A 15,463-nucleotide genomic window follows, 5' to 3' on the forward strand; every position below is an offset into this window, starting at 1 on the left:
TCAGCGGCGCACGCGCTTCTTGAGCGTGGCTTGTGCGTCGGCCAGGGCGGTCTTGATGTCCTTGTTCTGCTCGAGCACCTTCTCCAGCTCGGCATTGACCACCTCACGCGCGACCGGGTCGTACTTGTCGACGGCGATGGCCTGGATCTTGTCGGCCGCGAGCTTCCACTGCTGGCGGGCCTTCTGGCCACCGAGGTACTCGATCGGCTGGTTCAGGAAGTCGTCGTTCTGCGCTTCGATCAGCGAAGGGAAGGCGTCGAGCTTGCGGAAGGCCTCGAGCTGCATCTCCTTGTTGAGCGTGAGGAACTTGATGAACTCCCACGCCGCGGCCTTGTTCTGTGCCTTCTTCGGGATGGCGTAGAACGAGCCGCCCCAGTAGCCGAACGAGTTGTTGGGCAGCTGGGCCGAGCGCCACTTGCCAGCCGATTCCTTGGCCAGCCAGTTGGTCAGGTGGCCGTTGAGCCACGCGCCCATCATCTGCGAGGCGATGCGGTCGCGCTTGAAGCCTTCGGTCCATTCGTTGGACCAGGCACCGATCTTGCCGTCGATGCCGGCGGTGCGGGCGGCCTTGGCCAGCTCGAACGCCTTGGCGAAGCGGGCGCTGGTGACGAGCGGCTGGCCCTTCTTGTCGAAGTAGATGCCTTCGCCGTCCTTCAGGCCCGAGCGGATGTAGATGTCCTTGATGTCGACCGCATTGCCGAGCATGTAGGCGCCGGTCGCGGCCTTCACCTTCTTGCCCGCCTCGATGTACGACTCCCAGCTCTTGGTGAGGTCGGCTTCGGTGACACCGGCCTTGTCGGTCAGGTCCTTGCGATAGAACATCGCGCCCGGGCCGATGTCGACCGGCATCGCGTTCAGCGCGCCAGTGCCGCTCATGGCCTGCGGGTAGCTGAACTTCGCGACCTTGCTGCGGTACTGCATCGCGTTGTAGGGCGCCTTCGACAGGTCTTCCAGGCCGCCCGATTCGGCGAACTTGCCGATGAAGTCGTTGTCGACCGCCATCACGTCGGGCAGGTTGGAGCCCGTGGCCAGCGCGGTGGTCATCGCGGTGTGGTGGTCGGGGTAGGCGAGCGACGCCAGCTTGATCTCCACCTCGGGGTGCAGCTTCTGGTACAGCGGGATCGCGGCCTTCACGCCACGGTCGAGGTCGGGGAAGGAGGCGACCGTGAGGGTCACCTTGGTCTGGGCGCTGGCGCCGGCGGTCGCCAGCGCAAAGGTGACGCCGGCCAGGGCCAGCAGCAGCGGCTTGATCATGTTTTTCATCTGTGTCTCCGTCTGGGCTCGACTGCCATCGTTGTTTTCAACGTCTGGCATCGTTTTCACGAAATGCGGCGCATGTAACCCGATCACATGCCCCGCGCACTCGATCGCCTCATGCGCCCCGTCTGCCATTCCTCTCGGTAAGAGGGTGGAAACGGGGCGGCCGTGTCGGCGGGGATGTGACCCGATTTCATGTGAAATCGATTTCACAACGGCGCGTATTTCATCGCCCGTGACGGGAGGGTGTCAACACGGGAAACCCCAGAAAGCCACAAACCTAGGGAAAGCCCTTGTCTCGTCGGCGACGCACTTCAGCGCGCCGGCAACAAGGTCTCGAGCAGCGGTTTGCGCCAGCTGAGCGCGTGCGGGTCCAGCACGCCGAAGCCGGCAGCGAGCTCCCAATACGCCCAGGAGAACCCACGCGCTTCGGCGTGCTCGCGCACGGCGCGGGTCCACGCGAGACGGCTCGCGTTGTCGGCTTTGGAGTAGGCACCGAACTCACCGAGGTAGATGGGCCGCTGCTCACGCTTGGCCCAGTCGGCCACGCCGTCGAAGGCTTCGCGCAGCGCCCGCAGCTCGGGTGCGCGGCCACGCCAGGTGCTGCCCATCCACGCGCCGGCACCGCTCACCCATTCGGCACCTTGATGGGTGACCTCCATCGGCTCGTAGTAGTGGAAGGTGGCGATGAGATTGCGGTCGTCCTGAGGCAGCTTGAGCAACCACAGCATCTTGCGGCTGTTCCACTCGGAGCCGCCGACGATGAGCGTGCGGTTCGGGTTGCTCGCGCGGATGACGGGCAGCACGGCGGCCAGCGCGTCGTTCCACTTCGATTGGGTGAGCTTGTCGTGCGGCTCGTTGAGCACCTCGAAGATCACCTGCGCCGGCGCATCGCGGTAGTGCTCGGCGACCTGCTTCCACAGGCCGAGGAAACGCGCGCGCTCGGCGTCGGGGTCGCTCATCATCCCGGTGTAGTGGTGCATGTCGAGCACGATGGCGAGCCGGTGCTCGAGCGCGAGTTTCACCACGCCGTCGATGCGCGCGAAGAACTCAGGGTCGATGGTGTAGGGCGGCTTGTCGGCGGCCTGCGCGTCCCAGCGGATGGGCAGGCGGATGGCGGTGAAGCCGGCCTTCGCGGTGAGCGCGATGAACTCGTCGCGCAAGGCGGGGCCGGCCATGCCTTCGCGGGCATGATCGAGCATGTTGCCGAAATTGATGCTCTTGGCGAGCAGCCGGTTGCAGCTCTCGGCGCGCGCCTGCGGCGGCTGCTGGCCGTCGCACGCCAGCGTGGGCCCGGCGGCCAGAAGTGCCAGACTCGCGAGCAGCGATCTGAAGGGGTGGGGCATGGTTGTCTCCGTGTGTCGTGGGTGGGTTGTGGCTGGCGGGCGGGGGCTGGAACGGCACGCAAGTGGCCCACACTCGCGGCTTGAAAACGTTATCATCCCGCGCGCCTGCACCCCTTTCCTGACCTGTGCCTGACGCCGTGACCTCACCCAACGACCACCAGAGTTCGACTCCCGCGCCCGAGACCATCACGGCCATCACGGTGCTGGACGTGGCCCGCGAGGCCGGCGTCTCGGCCAGCACGGTGTCGCGCATCCTCAACGGCACCGCGCGGGTCGCCTCCGACAAGCGCACCGCCGTCGAGAACGCGATCCGCAAGCTCGACTTCAAGCCCAACCTCTTCGCGCGCAGCCTGAAGACGGGCACCACCATGACGGTGGGCGTGCTCACGCAAGACATCGAAAGCCCCTTCTTCAACCGCGCGATGCGGGGCATCGAAGAGGGCCTGTCGGGCAGCGGCTACGCGCCCATCATCGTGAGCGGCCACTGGAATGCGAAGGAAGAGGCCGAGCGCATCCGCCTGCTGCTGGCGCGCCGCATCGATGGCCTGGTGATCCTCACCGGCCACCTCGACGACGCGCAGATCATCGACTTCGCGCGCCACCAGCCCATCGTCGTGACGGGCCGCCAGCTGAGCGCGCCCAACCTGCGCAGCCGCCAGCTCGACCAGGAGCACGGCGGCTACATCGCCACCCGCCACCTGATCAGCCTCGGCCACAAGCGCATCGCCCACATCGCCGGCCCACGCGACCATTTCGACGCCACCGAGCGCCTGGCGGGCTACCGTCGAGCGCACGCGGAGGCGGGCATCGAGGTGGCGCCCGAGCTGATCGTGCAGGGCGACTTCCTGGAAAGCGGCGGCCTGTTGTCGATGAACCGGCTGCTCGACAGCGGCCACCCGTTCACCGCGGTGTTTGCCGCCAACGACCAGACGGCTTTCGGCGCGCGCGTGGCGATGTACCGCCGCGGCATCCGCGTGCCCGACGACCTGTCACTGGTGGGAGTGGACGACCTGCCCGCCGCGGCCTACCTCACGCCGCCGATCACGACGGTGCGCCAGCCGATCTACGAGATGGGGCTCTTCGCCGCGCACGCGCTGCTCAACATGCTCGGGCACCGCGTGCCGGAGATCGAGTTGCCGGCGCTGGAGTTGATCGTCAGAGAAACGACGCGCAGGCTTTAGCCGCGCGCGGCAGCGTCTTCGATGGCCTGCTGCACCTTGCGGGCGCCGCGCAACACCAGCGTCTGGTCCAGCATCGCCTGCGGTGCCACCGCCTGCGCTACTTCATCGAGCGAATCCGGGTCGGTCATCAGCGCATTGGCCAGCGCCGACAGCGCACAGATGGCGCGCCGCGGTGCCTGCGCCGGCAGCTGCCGCAGCGCGTTCACCCGCACGTGGTGGCGCACGCTTGCCACTGCCGCCTGGCCGAGGCCCCAGCTTTCGCAGAGCGAAGCACCCAGCGAATCGTGGCTCACGCCGAAGGCTTCGTATTCGCGCTCGACCAGCTCCATGTCGTTGGCCGATGAGGCCAGCATGGGCTGGTAGACCTCGGGGGCGTGTTTGTAGAGCACGGCCTTGCCGCACTCCTCAAAGAGGCCGGCCGAGTGGGCGCCCCAGGGGTCGACGCTGAGCGCCTGCCCGATGCGGCCCATCAGCAGGCCGCGCACGCTGGCGCGCTGCCACACCGGCTCCAGCTCCGGCACCGCCGGGAACACGGCGCGCAGGCCGAATTCGAAGGTCACCGCCGCCACTTCGCGGGTGCCCAGGTACATCACCGCCTGCTGCACGCTCTGCACCCGGCCCTTCAGGCCGTAGAGCGAGGAGTTCACCGCCTTCATCACCGCGGCGGCCAGCGCCATGTCGGACTCGACCAGGCGGCCGAGCGTGGGCAGGTCGACCTCGTCGTCGGCCAGCAGCAGCGAGAGCTTGACCAGCACCTCCGGCTGGGCCGGCACATCGATGTTCAGGGAGCGCAGTTTGGGGTCCACGGGCATGGGGCCTCCATCAAAGTCAATACTTCACGGACCATGCTACGCAAGGCAGAACGGGTCAATCAACCGAACAGACCACCCAAAGCATGGCTTCAATTGCTTTGACGAACGGCCGTGCCATTCGGTGCCTGCCTTCTTATACTGCGTGACATCCCCGCAAAGAGGGTCGACACATGACCATCAAGCTCGCCAAAAGCGAACAGACGCTCCAAGCCATCATCAAGACCGCCTTGCAGATCGCCGTGGTGGAGGGCCTGCAGGCCGTCACGCTCGGCGAAGTCGCCAAGCGCATGGACATCAGCAAGAGCGGGGTGTTCGCCCGTGTCGGCTCTGTCGAAGCGCTGCAGAGCATGGTGATCAAGGAATACAGCCGCATCTTCGTGGCCAACGTGTTCACCCCCTCGCTCAGCGCACCGCGTGGCCTGCCGCGCCTGAACGCGATCATGCGGCTGTGGATCGGCCGCGGCACCGGCGAGAACGCCTTCGCCGGCGGCCTGCACGCCACCGCCGCCTTCGACCTCGACCACGTGGAAAGCCAGCTGCGCGACGAGCTGCTCGAAGCCGTGCTCGCGTGGCGCGTGCTGCTCAAGGGCGCGATCGTGCGCTGCATCGAAGAGGGCCACCTGCGCTCCGAGACCGACCCGGGCCAGCTCACCTTCGAGATCAACAGCCTGATGGTCGGCTTCCTGCACGAATCGCGTTTCGTGCGCGACCCGCTGGCGCACGAGCGCGCCATGTCGGCCTACCAGCGGCTGATCTCGACCTACCGCAGCTTCTCTTACGCCGACTGAACGATGCGGGTGCTCGTCCTCGGCGCGGCGGGCTTCATCGGCTCGCGCCTGAGGCGGGTGCTGCAGGCCCAGGGCCACCTCGGCGGGCAACCCATCACCGAGCTGCTGCTGGCCGACAACCGGCCGGTGAGCGGCGGCGAGCAGGGCGACATCTGCGACGACGGTTTCGTCGACCACCTGTTCGCCAAGCCCGTCGACGCGGTGTTCCACCTCGCCGCCACGCTGACGCTCGATGCCGAGATGGATTTCGAGCGTGGCATGGCCGTCAACGTGCACGCGCTGATGCGGCTGCTGGAGCGCTGCCGGGCGCAGCGCAAGCGCCCCGCGTTCGTCTTCGCGAGCTCGATCTCCACCTTCGGCGGCGACGTGCCCGACACGGTCGACGACACCGTCGCCCAGAACCCGCAGACCTCCTACGGCACGCACAAGGCGATGGCCGAGCTGCTGCTCAACGACTACTCGCGGCGCGGCGCGCTCGACGCGCGGGTGCTGCGCCTGCCGGTCGTGCTCACGCACCCGGGGCCGCCGAGCGGGAGTGTGTCGGACCGCATCGCCGCACTGATCCGCGAGCCGTTGAACGGCCGCGACGCTATCTGCCCGCTGGCGCCCGACACCCGCGTGCCGGTGGCCTCGGTGCAGAAGGTGGTGGGGGGCTTTCTCGCCCTGCAAGCCTTGCCGCCCGAGCGCTTCGGCCCGACACGCGTGATGAACCTGCCCTCGCTCACCGTCACCCCGGCCGCGCTGGCCGCTGCCGTGGCGCAACGCGGTGCGACCGGCCGCGTGCACTGGCAGCCCGAGGCACAACTGCAGGCGATCGTCGACGGCTGGCCGCGCGCCTTCACCTCGGCCCGTGCGCTGGCGCTCGGCCTGACGCCCGACGCCGACGCACTGGCGTTGGTCGACGCCTACCTGGAGACTTGGCCCCCCGATGCCTGAACCTCAACTCCCCGTCTGCATCATCGGCGCCGGCTCCTCCGGCGTGACCCAGGCCAAGGCGCTGAAGGAACGGGGCGTCGCCTTCGAGTGCTTCGAGATCGGCTCCGCCATCGGCGGCATGTGGCGCTACGAGAACGACAACGGCCTGTCGTCGGCCTACCGCAGCCTGCACATCGACACCAGCCGCAAGAACCTCGGCTACGCCGACTTCCCCATCCCCGAGACCTACCCCGACTTCCTCTCGCACTGGGAGGTGATGGACTACCTCGATGCCTACGCGGACAAGGCCGGCGTGAAGCCGCACATCCGCTTCAACACGAGAGTGGATGAAGTCACCCCCGCCGGCGACGGCACCTGGGCCGTGCGCCTCTCCTCCGGCGAGACGAAGCGCTACCGCGCCGTGCTGGTCGCCAACGGCCACCTGTGGGACCCGCGCCTGCCGGCCTTCCCCGGCCACTTCGACGGCGAGGCCATCCATTCACACCACTACCGCACCGCCGAGCCCTTCCAGGACAAGCACGTGATGGTGGTGGGCATCGGCAACTCGGCCGTCGACATCGCCGTCGACGTCTGCAAGTCGGCGAAGAGCACGATCCTCTCCACGCGGCGCAGCGCCTGGGTGATGCCCAAATACATCATGGGCGTGCCCATCGACCGCTGGTCGGGCGTCTTCATGCGCAAGCTGAAGCTGCCGACCGTCGTGGCGCGCGAGCTGGTGCGGCGTTTCGCGTTTCTCGCCGTGGGCGACCAGGAACGTTATGGCGTGCGCAAGCCCGCGCACCCCATCTGGCGCGAGCACGCCACGCTGTCGCAGGAGCTGCTGCCTTACGTGGGCCACGGCTGGATCCGCATCAAGCCCAACGTGCGCGAGCTGCAGGGTGCGCAGGTCGCGTTCGACGACGGCAGCACCGCGCCGGTCGACGCCATCATCTATGCGACGGGCTACAAGACGAGCTTCCCGTTCCTGGCGAAGGAACTCTTCGAAGTGAACGACCAGCCGGTGTCGCTGTACCGGCGAATGCTCTCCCCGCAGCACCCGGGGCTGTATTTCGTGGGCCTGGTGCAGCCGATCGGGCCGACCATTCCGCTGGTGGAGATCCAGGCGCGCTGGGTGGCGTCCGTTCTTGCGGGTGAGACCGCACTGCCCGATCTGCGCACCATGCAGGAGGAGATCGCCCGCCACCACCGGCACCAGGCGAAGCGCTACCTGGGCTCGGCGCGTTACACCTTGGAAGTCGACTTCCGCGACTACGCGAAGCAGCTCCGTGGCGACATGGCACGCGGCCGGGCCACAGCCTAGAGGTGCAGCGCGTCCCAGCCGGTCTTCGCAATCAGCGCCGAGACCACGAGGATGAACACCCCGCGCACGAAGCCCGCGCCGTGCTTCAGCGCGAGGCGTGTGCCGAGCAGGCTGCCGATCACGTTGGCCACCGCCATCGCGGCGGCGATGTGCCACCACACGTGGCCCTTGAAGGCAAAGAGCGCAATCGCCGCGGCGTTGGTGGCGGTGTTGAGCAGCTTGGCGCTGGCGCTCGCGTGGAGGAAGTCGTAGCCCAGCAGGCGCACGAAGGCGAAGACGAAGAAGCTGCCGGTGCCCGGGCCGAAGAAGCCGTCATAAAACCCGATGACCGCGCCCAGCGCACCCGCCAACAGCGCTTCGGCCCGACCGCTGAAGCGCGGCGTGTGCTGGCGGCCGAGGTCCTTGCGCAGCAGCGTGTAGACGAGCACGGCCAGCAGCACGAGGGGCAGGGCCTTGCGCAGGCCATGGGGGCTCACGAGCGTGACGGCCCAGGCCCCGGCAAAGCTGCCGACGAGCGCGGCACCGGCCGCGGGCAGCAGCGCGGCCCAGCGCATCTCGACCTTGCGCGAGAACTGGTAGGTGGCCCAAGCCGTGCCCCAGATGGCGCCGCCCTTGTTGGTGCCGAAGAGCGTGGCCGGCGCGGCGGTGGGAAAGACGCTGAAGAGCGCCGGCACCAGGATCAGCCCGCCGCCGCCGACGATGGCGTCGACGAAGCCCGCGAACAGCGAGGCGAGGGTGACGGTGAGGAGTTCCAGGGGGCGCTTTCGGGGCCGGCGTCATGCGCCGGAAATAACAAAGGCGCCAGGGGTGACCCTGGCGCCTTTGGATTTTGTCATCGGCCGTGTCGCCTTCTGGGCGCCAGCTTTTGTGCGCCTGCAGGCGCTAGCCCTTGACGCGTTGAATGTCTCCTCAGACCCCCGCCAGTGCCCGGCAGATCAGGCCTGCCGGCCGCGAGTGGGCGGACTGTAGGCCGCTGTTTTGGCGCACACACTAGGGGTTTTCCTGCGCCATCCTGGGGCGCCGGCCGGTCAGCGTGTGGCGCTGGGCAGATCGCGTGGCAGAAACAAGTGCACGCGCGTGCCTTCTTGCGGTGCACTCACCACCTCGACCCGGCCGCCGTGCAATTCGGCGATGCGCTTGACGATGGCCAGGCCCAGCCCCTTGCCGCCTTCGCCGGTGGCGGGCGCCACCGTCTGGCGCGCCTGGTAGAAGCGGTCGAAGAGGTGGGGCAGGTCGGCGGCGGGAATGCCGGGGCCGGTGTCGGCCACCGTCACCGCCACCTCGCGGCCCTCGGCGTCGGCGCACAGCGTGATGCGGCTGCCGGCGCCGCAGAACTTGAGCGCGTTGTCGACGAGGTTGGCCAGGGCGCGCTCGAAGAGCTCGATGTCGACGGCGGCGGCCACCGGCTCATCGCGGTGCTCGGCGTCGAGCGCGACGCCGCGCTGCAGCGCACGTTCGGCGAAACGCGCGGCCACGTCGGCCAGCAGCTCGTTCAGGTCGACCACCTCGGGGCGCAGCTGGAAGCTCGGCTCGTCGAGCGTGGCCAGGTCGCCGAGCGACTGCACCAGGCGCGCGGCGTTGCGGGTGTTGCGCAGCGCCACCTCGGCCATTCGCAGGTCGTCGCCGCGCGCGGGGTCGCCGGCCCAGCGGGTCTGCAGCGTCTCCAGGCAGGCGGTGGTGGCGGTGAGCGGCGAGCGCAGGTCGTGCGAGAGGTTGCTCACCGCTTCGCGGCGGAAGTGGTCGAGGCGGCGCAGCGCGTCCCACTGCTGGCGCAGCGTCGTGAGCATGGCGCCGAAGGCCAAGGTGAGTTGGCCGAATTCGTCGCGTGTGGCGGGTGGCAGCAGCGGCTGGGCCTCGGCGACGCCTTCCTGCAGGCCGTCTTTCCCGAGGCCGTGCATCGACAGCGCCGCCACCGCGCTCGTGAGCCGCTGGAGCGGGCGTGTGACCGAGGCGATCACCAGCGCCGCGAGCAGGGTGGTGAGCGTCATGATGGCCACGATCAGCCCCATCGCCGGCCGTGCAAACGCGCTGCGCAGCGCCTGCCAGCGGCTTGCCGGCAGGCCCTCCTTGTGGCACACGAGATAGAGGTAGCCCGCCATCGGGTCGCTGCCCCCGATCGCCTTGCGGCTGAGCGCGCGCGCGGCCACCACCGCGTCGGCATCCATGCGCTCGGGGTCGTCACCCATCACATAGGGGCTGGGGGTGACGGCGGCGGCCTGGCGCACCGGCGCCATCGCCACGCGGAAGTCGGGCGGCAGCACCACCGAGCCGGTGCTCGCGAGCACACGCCCCTCGGGGTCGAGCAGATAGAGCTGGGTGTCGGCCTCGAACAGCACCAGGTTCTTGAGAAAGGCTTGGAAGTCGTCGGGGTGGCGCTCGTGCAGCTCGATCAGGTTGTCGTACTGGGCCACCACCCGCGTGAGGAAGGCCGACGAGCGCTGGAAGGTGGTCTCGTGCTCGAAGCGCTGGAAGGCGACGAGGACGGTGGCGAGCACGGCCAGCGCCGTGACGAAGCCCGTCGCAAAGATCGTCAGCGCGATCTTGAGGCGGACGCTCATCCCGGGGCGTCTCGCATCTTGTAGCCGGCACCGCGCACCGTGAGGATGAACTGCGGCCGCATCGGGTCGGCTTCGAGCTTGGCGCGCAGGCGGTTGATGTGCGTGGTCACCGTGTGCTCGTAGCCGTCATGGCTGTAGCCCCACACCGCGTTGAGCAACTGCGAGCGCGAGTACACATGGCCGGGGTGGCTGGCGAAGTACAGCAGCAGGTCGAATTCGAGCGCGGTGCATTCCACTTCCGCGCCGCGCAGCTTCACCTGGCGCTTCGCTGGCAGGATCTCCAGCTCGCCATTGCGCACCCAGCCGGTCTGCCCGGCCTGGCCTTGCTGGGCCGCACGTTGCAGGTCGGCCCGGCGCAGCAGCGCCTTCACCCGCGCCAGCAGCTCGGCGAGCGAGAAGGGTTTGGTCAGGTAGTCGTCGGCCCCGAGTTCCAGGCCCAGCACGCGGTCGAGCTCGGTGGCCTTGGCGGTGAGCATGAGGATGGGCGTGGTGCGTCCGCGCGCACGCAGCGCCTTGCAGACCTCCAGCCCGTCGAGCCCCGGCATCATCAAGTCGAGGATCAGGAGGTCGCTCGCCACCTCGGCCTGGCTGGCCAGCGCCGCGGGGCCATCGGCCACCGCCTGCACCTCGTAGCCGGCGCTGCGCAGGTTCATCGCGATCAGCTCGCGGATGTCGGTCTGGTCTTCGGCGACGAGGATGTTGGCAGGCATGCGGGGATTGTCGTGTCGAGCCCCGGCGCCCTGACACGCATCTGATGCAAATGTGATCTTCCTGTGATCTTCGGTGAGCTGGGCGCGAGCCGCGCTCGCGACAGTGAGCTCCATCGCACCACGACACCCCCAGGAGCCCACCATGACCGCAGCCGCCGCCAACTTCGCCGCCCCGTCCACCTTCCTGCCGGTGGCTTGGACGGAAATGGTCTCGCACCGCAGCTATCTGGTGCGCTTCGCCCAGCGCAAGCTGCACGACCCGATGCTGGCCGAAGACGTGGTGCACGACGTGTTCGAGGCGGTGATCTCCGGCCGCGCTGCCTTTGCCGGCCGCGCGGCGCTGCGCTCCTGGCTCACCGCCATCCTGAAGCACAAGATCGTCGACCTGGTGCGCAGCCGTGTCGGCCTGGAAAGCCTGGACGAAGAAGGCCCCGACGAGGCCGCGCACGCCGTCGCCTGCCCGCAGCCCCAGCCCGACGAGGTGGCCACCCAGCGCGAAGCCCTGCGCCAGACGCTCGCCCGCATCGACGCCCTGCCCGCCAGCCTGCGCGAGGTGGTGGAGCTGCGCGTGCTGCAGGACCAGCCCACCGAGGCGGTGTGCGCAGCGCTCTCGATCAGCGAAGACAACCTCTTCGTGCGCCTGCACCGGGCGCGCAAACAGTTGATGAACTGACAGCTGATGAACTGACATTCATCGCCGGGCGAACCGCGCCCGGCTTCGCACTGGCATGCGGATTGCGGCGGGTATCCTGCCGCACTCTCACCCCGTCCCTTGCTTGCGAAACTTCCGAAAGGCCGCGCCATGCCCCAGACCCTCCCCGCCACCCTCATCCCCGGCGACGGCATCGGCCCCGAGATCATGGACGCGACGCTGGCGGTGCTCGACGCGGTCGGCGCGCCCTTCGAATGGGACCGGCAGGTGGCCGGCCTGGGCGGCATCGCCGCCGCGGGCGACCCGCTGCCCAAGGCCACGCTCGACAGCATCCGCAAGACCCGCCTCGCGCTCAAAGGCCCTCTGGAGACACCCTCGGGCAGCGGCTACCGCTCGTCGAACGTGCGCCTGCGCGAGGAGTTCCAGCTCTACGCCAACCTGCGCCCGGCACACACGGTGATCCCGGGCGGTCGCTACGACAACATCGACCTCGTGATCGTGCGCGAGAACCTCGAGGGCCTGTACATCGGGCACGAGCACTACGTGGCGATCGACGGCGACCCGCATGCCGTGGCCATGGCCACCGGCATCAACACCCGCGCCGGCAGCCGCCGCCTGCTCGAGTTCGCCTTCGAGCACGCCATCGCCACCGGTCGCAAGAAGATCACCGTGGTGCACAAGGCCAACATCATGAAGGCGCTCACGGGCATCTTCCTCGAGACGGCGCAGCAGGTGTACGACGCCAAGTACAAAGGCAAGATCCAGTTCGAGACCATCATCGTCGACGCCTGCGCGATGAAGCTGGTGTTGAACCCGTATCAGTTCGACGTGATCGTGACGACCAACCTCTTCGGCGACATCCTGTCCGACCTGGTGGCCGGACTGGTCGGCGGCCTGGGCATGGCGCCCGGCGCCAACATCGGCACCGACGCCGCCATCTTTGAGGCGGTGCACGGCTCGGCACCCGACATCGCCGGCAAGGGCATCGCCAACCCGACGGCGCTGATCCTGGCCGCCGCGATGATGCTCGACCACGTGAAGCTGCATGACAAGGCCGAGCGCGTGCGCCGCGCGGTGGACGAGACGCTCAACGTCGACAACGTGCGCACCGGCGACCTCGGCGGCACGGCGAGCACATCGGCCTTCGCACAGGCGCTGGTGAAACGACTGGGATGACGACCCCTCGCCCAACGGGTACCTTGGGCGATCCCCCGAAGGGGATGCGGGCCGGCTTGGGAGCGGCCCGGCGCTCGGCCCGCGTCCGCTTCTAAGCGGTACCGAGCAACCTGCCGGGCTTGGCGTGCACCGAGAAGCTCATCGACGGCCCGCCGTACAAGGTAATGGTGTAAGCCCCGCCGTTGTCGAGCGTGATGGGCGCCGCAGGCACATGCACGTTCAGCTCTTTCGTCGGCAGCGGTGGGCCATCGACCGCGCCTTTCCTGATGGAGGCGTCGATGGCGGCGGGCAGGGCCGAACCGGAGGTGAGGGCAGCGAGCGAGGCCATGGGGTGTGGAGTGCGGGCGACACTCTAGTGGAGCGGCCTTGAGGGAGCACTCACCTTGAGCGATGTCGCCACCAAAAACGGCCGTTTTCAACACCGCCGGCGCGCATCGGCGCCGGGCCTCTTGCGTGTCAGGCCCGTGCCAGCCAAGCCCCGGCGTCGTCGACGGTGAGCGGCGGCGCGTAGAGCGCACCTTGCAGCACCTGGCAGCCGGCGTGGCGCGCGGCCTGCGCCTGCGCCTCGGTCTCCACGCCTTCGGCCACCACGTCGAGCTGCAGCACGGCGGCCAGCTGGCAGATCGCCTTGATCACCGCGGCGGCGTCGGGTGCGGGCAGCGGCTCGATCAGCGAGCGGTCGATCTTGACCGTGCTCACCGGCAGGCTGCGCAGGAGGTTGAGCGAGGAGAAGCCGGTGCCGAAGTCGTCGAGCGCCACCCGCACGCCCAGCTCGCGCATCTGGCGGATCTGGTCGCGCGCCTGCTCGAGGTGGGTGACGGCAGCGCTCTCGGTGATCTCGAGCGTGAGCAGGGCGGGCGGCACGCGGTACTGCGCGAGCGTGTCGGCCACCAGCTGCGGGAACTGCGTGTCGATCAACTGCAGCGGCGACACGTTCACCGCCACCGGGAAGGCCTCGCCATGCTCGGCGCGCCAGCGGGCGATCTGCTGGCAGGCCTGGGCGAGGATCAGGCGGCCGAGCGGGCCGATGAGGCCGGTGCGTTCGGCGGCGGGAATGAAATCGCTCGGGGCGATGCGGCCGAGGCCCGGCCGGTCCCAGCGCACCAGCGCCTCGAAGCCGAGCAGCGCGCCGTTCGCCGCATCGACCTTGGGTTGGTAGAAGAGCACGAATTCGTCTTTGCTCACACCGGCGCGCAGGCCCTGCTCGGCATCGAGCACCTGGCCCGAGCCGCGCTCGAAGCCTTCGGGCGGGAACTGCAGCGAGGTGCCCGGCACCGCCTTGGCGCGGTGCATGGCGGCGGTGGCCGCGCGCAGCAGCGCCTCGGGCGTGCCGGGGCCGACCGGGTGCAGCGCGGCACCCATCGACACGTCGAGGAAGAACTCGTGCTGCCCGTCGCTCGACGATTGCACCGTGAGCGCCTGCGCCAGGCGCTCGCGCACCAGCGCACCGAGGCCGCGCACGCTGGGCTCGTCGTCGGCACTGGGCGAGATCAGCGCGAACTCGTCTTCGCCCAGGCGCAGCACCTGGGCGTCGCCATTCACCGCCTGCTGCAGGGCGCTCGCCAGCGTGCGCAGCACCTCGTCGCCGAGCGAATGGCCGTGGGCTTCGTTGAAGAGCTTGAAGCGGTCGACGTCGAGCAGCATCAGCGCGAAGCGCTTGCCGGGCTGCGCGCACAGCTGGCGCAGGCGCTCGCGCAAGGCGTTGCGGTTGGGCAGGCCGGTCAGGCCGTCGTGCGTGGCCTGGTGCTGCAGGGCGCGGGCGGCGTTGTGCTGCACGGTCTCGTCGGTCACGACGACCTGCTCGGCGGGCAGGCCGTCCCAGTCGATGCGCCAGGCGGTGAAGCGCAGCTGGATCGGTGTGCCGTCGGCGCGCACGCGCACGCCGTCCCAATTCGCCTGCGGAATCTCGCCGTCGATCAGCTGGCGGTGCCGCTCGCGCGAGGCGAGGCGCTCGCTCTCGGTGAGCGCGGCCGGGCCACGCCAGAAGGTGTTGAGGTCGGCCAGCGAGCTGAGGCCGTAGATGCGCAAGAGCGCCGGGTTGGCGTACAGCACCCGCTCGCCCTGCACCACGGCCACGCCCTGGTGCGAGTGCTCGACGAGCTGCTGGAAACGCAGGCGCAGGCGGCGCGACTCCTCCGACGAGCGGGTGACCGCGGTGTGCAAGAGCGTGAGCCCGAGGATCAGGCGCAGCACCCCGGCGATCGCGAGCTGTACGCCCAGGCCGGCCTCACCGACCACCACGAAGATGTATTGGTTGACGCCCACCAGCACCAGCAGCAGCCCGACCAGCCGCTCGGCGAAGCCGCGGTGCCAGAGCCAGCCGAGCGCCACCATGCCGGCCGCCATGTGCAGCGTGGCGCTCGAGGCCTGCGCCCAGCGCGCGTCGATCTGGATCAGCCCGATGCCGAGCAGGAAGAGGCCACCGAAGAGACCGAGGATGTGTCGGCGCGTCGGCACATAGCCGGCCAGCCGCGCGCTGCCCAGCATCAGCAGCCCCACGTACAGCGCCGAGACCACCACCACCAGCAGCGTGCCCACACCCCGGCTGGCCGGCCCGGGCGCCCGCGTGCTCAGCATGTAGGCCACGGGCACCAGCGTCTGCGCGAGGTAGGCCCAGCCGAGGTCGCGCGTGAACACCTGCCGCGGGTCGCGCCACCAGGTGAGCAGCAGCGACAACCCGACGATGAGGTTGATGGCCGTGGTGAAGCCGAAGGAGAGGGTGTAGTCCAAGGGCGCGGGCGTCGCGT

The 15,463-nt window shown here is 69.0% G+C and carries 14 protein-coding genes; 6 read left to right on the plus strand and 8 right to left on the minus strand.

Annotation, left to right across the window (positions count from 1 at the left end; translation table 11 throughout):
- Positions 1 to 1,254, minus strand: a complete 1,254-nt coding sequence (locus tag KF892_15925) for an extracellular solute-binding protein (protein ID MBX3626508.1) — start codon at positions 1,252 to 1,254, stop codon at positions 1 to 3.
- Positions 1,255 to 1,571: 317 nt separating this feature from the next.
- Positions 1,572 to 2,603: a glycoside hydrolase family 5 protein gene (locus tag KF892_15930; GenBank protein ID MBX3626509.1), complete on the minus strand. Its 1,032-nt coding sequence runs from the start codon at positions 2,601 to 2,603 to the stop codon at positions 1,572 to 1,574.
- A gap of 203 nt (positions 2,604 to 2,806) precedes the next feature.
- Here KF892_15930 and KF892_15935 point away from each other — a divergent pair, with 203 nt between their 5' ends.
- A complete protein-coding gene (locus KF892_15935) occupies positions 2,807 to 3,784 on the plus strand; it encodes a substrate-binding domain-containing protein (GenBank protein ID MBX3626510.1) in 978 nt (325 codons plus the stop codon).
- On the opposite strand, the gene KF892_15940 is transcribed toward KF892_15935, so the two are convergent.
- Positions 3,781 to 4,596 carry an HDOD domain-containing protein gene (locus KF892_15940; protein MBX3626511.1) on the minus strand — a complete coding sequence of 272 codons (816 nt, stop codon included), beginning with the start codon at positions 4,594 to 4,596 and terminating at the stop codon, positions 3,781 to 3,783. The two genes, KF892_15935 and KF892_15940, sit on opposite strands and share 4 nt — an antisense overlap.
- A gap of 170 nt (positions 4,597 to 4,766) precedes the next feature.
- Here KF892_15940 and KF892_15945 point away from each other — a divergent pair, with 170 nt between their 5' ends.
- Genes KF892_15945 through KF892_15955 form a run of 3 tightly spaced genes read left to right on the plus strand, consistent with a single transcriptional unit; the run spans position 4,767 to position 7,620 of the window.
- Positions 4,767 to 5,384, plus strand: a complete 618-nt coding sequence (locus KF892_15945) for a TetR/AcrR family transcriptional regulator (GenBank protein ID MBX3626512.1) — start codon at positions 4,767 to 4,769, stop codon at positions 5,382 to 5,384.
- A 3-nt stretch (positions 5,385 to 5,387) separates the two neighbouring features.
- Entirely contained in the window at positions 5,388 to 6,320 is a 933-nt protein-coding gene (locus KF892_15950; GenBank protein ID MBX3626513.1) for an NAD-dependent epimerase/dehydratase family protein, read from the plus strand.
- Positions 6,313 to 7,620 (plus strand): NAD(P)-binding domain-containing protein, encoded by a 1,308-nt coding sequence (locus KF892_15955; protein MBX3626514.1) that lies wholly within the window; start codon positions 6,313 to 6,315, stop codon positions 7,618 to 7,620. Before KF892_15950 ends, KF892_15955 begins: the two co-directional genes overlap by 8 nt.
- Here the strand turns inward: KF892_15955 and KF892_15960 are convergent.
- From KF892_15960 to KF892_15970, 3 genes are all read right to left on the minus strand, one after another.
- The gene (locus KF892_15960; protein ID MBX3626515.1) at positions 7,617 to 8,375 is read right to left on the minus strand and encodes a TSUP family transporter; all 759 of its coding nucleotides are present in this window, start codon (positions 8,373 to 8,375) and stop codon (positions 7,617 to 7,619) included. The two genes, KF892_15955 and KF892_15960, sit on opposite strands and share 4 nt — an antisense overlap.
- 273 nt (positions 8,376 to 8,648) lie before the next feature.
- Positions 8,649 to 10,178, minus strand: coding sequence for a HAMP domain-containing histidine kinase (locus KF892_15965; GenBank protein MBX3626516.1), 1,530 nt, complete (start codon positions 10,176 to 10,178; stop codon positions 8,649 to 8,651).
- The gene (locus KF892_15970) at positions 10,175 to 10,888 is read right to left on the minus strand and encodes a response regulator transcription factor (GenBank protein MBX3626517.1); all 714 of its coding nucleotides are present in this window, start codon (positions 10,886 to 10,888) and stop codon (positions 10,175 to 10,177) included. The genes KF892_15965 and KF892_15970 overlap by 4 nt, the downstream gene beginning before the upstream one ends.
- Positions 10,889 to 11,030: 142 nt before the next feature.
- On the opposite strand from KF892_15970, the gene KF892_15975 reads away from it, so the two are divergent.
- Both KF892_15975 and KF892_15980 read left to right on the plus strand, forming a co-directional pair.
- Positions 11,031 to 11,561, plus strand: coding sequence for a sigma-70 family RNA polymerase sigma factor (locus tag KF892_15975; GenBank protein MBX3626518.1), 531 nt, complete (start codon positions 11,031 to 11,033; stop codon positions 11,559 to 11,561).
- A 129-nt stretch (positions 11,562 to 11,690) separates the two neighbouring features.
- A complete protein-coding gene (locus tag KF892_15980; GenBank protein MBX3626519.1) occupies positions 11,691 to 12,716 on the plus strand; it encodes an NAD-dependent isocitrate dehydrogenase in 1,026 nt (341 codons plus the stop codon).
- 91 nt (positions 12,717 to 12,807) lie between these two features.
- On the opposite strand, the gene KF892_15985 is transcribed toward KF892_15980, so the two are convergent.
- Both KF892_15985 and KF892_15990 read right to left on the minus strand, forming a co-directional pair.
- On the minus strand, positions 12,808 to 13,044 hold the full coding sequence (locus KF892_15985) for a hypothetical protein (GenBank protein MBX3626520.1): 237 nt from the start codon (positions 13,042 to 13,044) through the stop codon (positions 12,808 to 12,810).
- A 128-nt stretch (positions 13,045 to 13,172) separates the two neighbouring features.
- Positions 13,173 to 15,446: a GGDEF domain-containing protein gene (locus KF892_15990; GenBank protein MBX3626521.1), complete on the minus strand. Its 2,274-nt coding sequence runs from the start codon at positions 15,444 to 15,446 to the stop codon at positions 13,173 to 13,175.
- Positions 15,447 to 15,463 lie beyond the last annotated feature (17 nt).

Source organism: Rhizobacter sp. (assembly GCA_019635355.1).
Taxonomy (GTDB): Bacteria; Pseudomonadota; Gammaproteobacteria; order Burkholderiales; family Burkholderiaceae_C; genus Rhizobacter.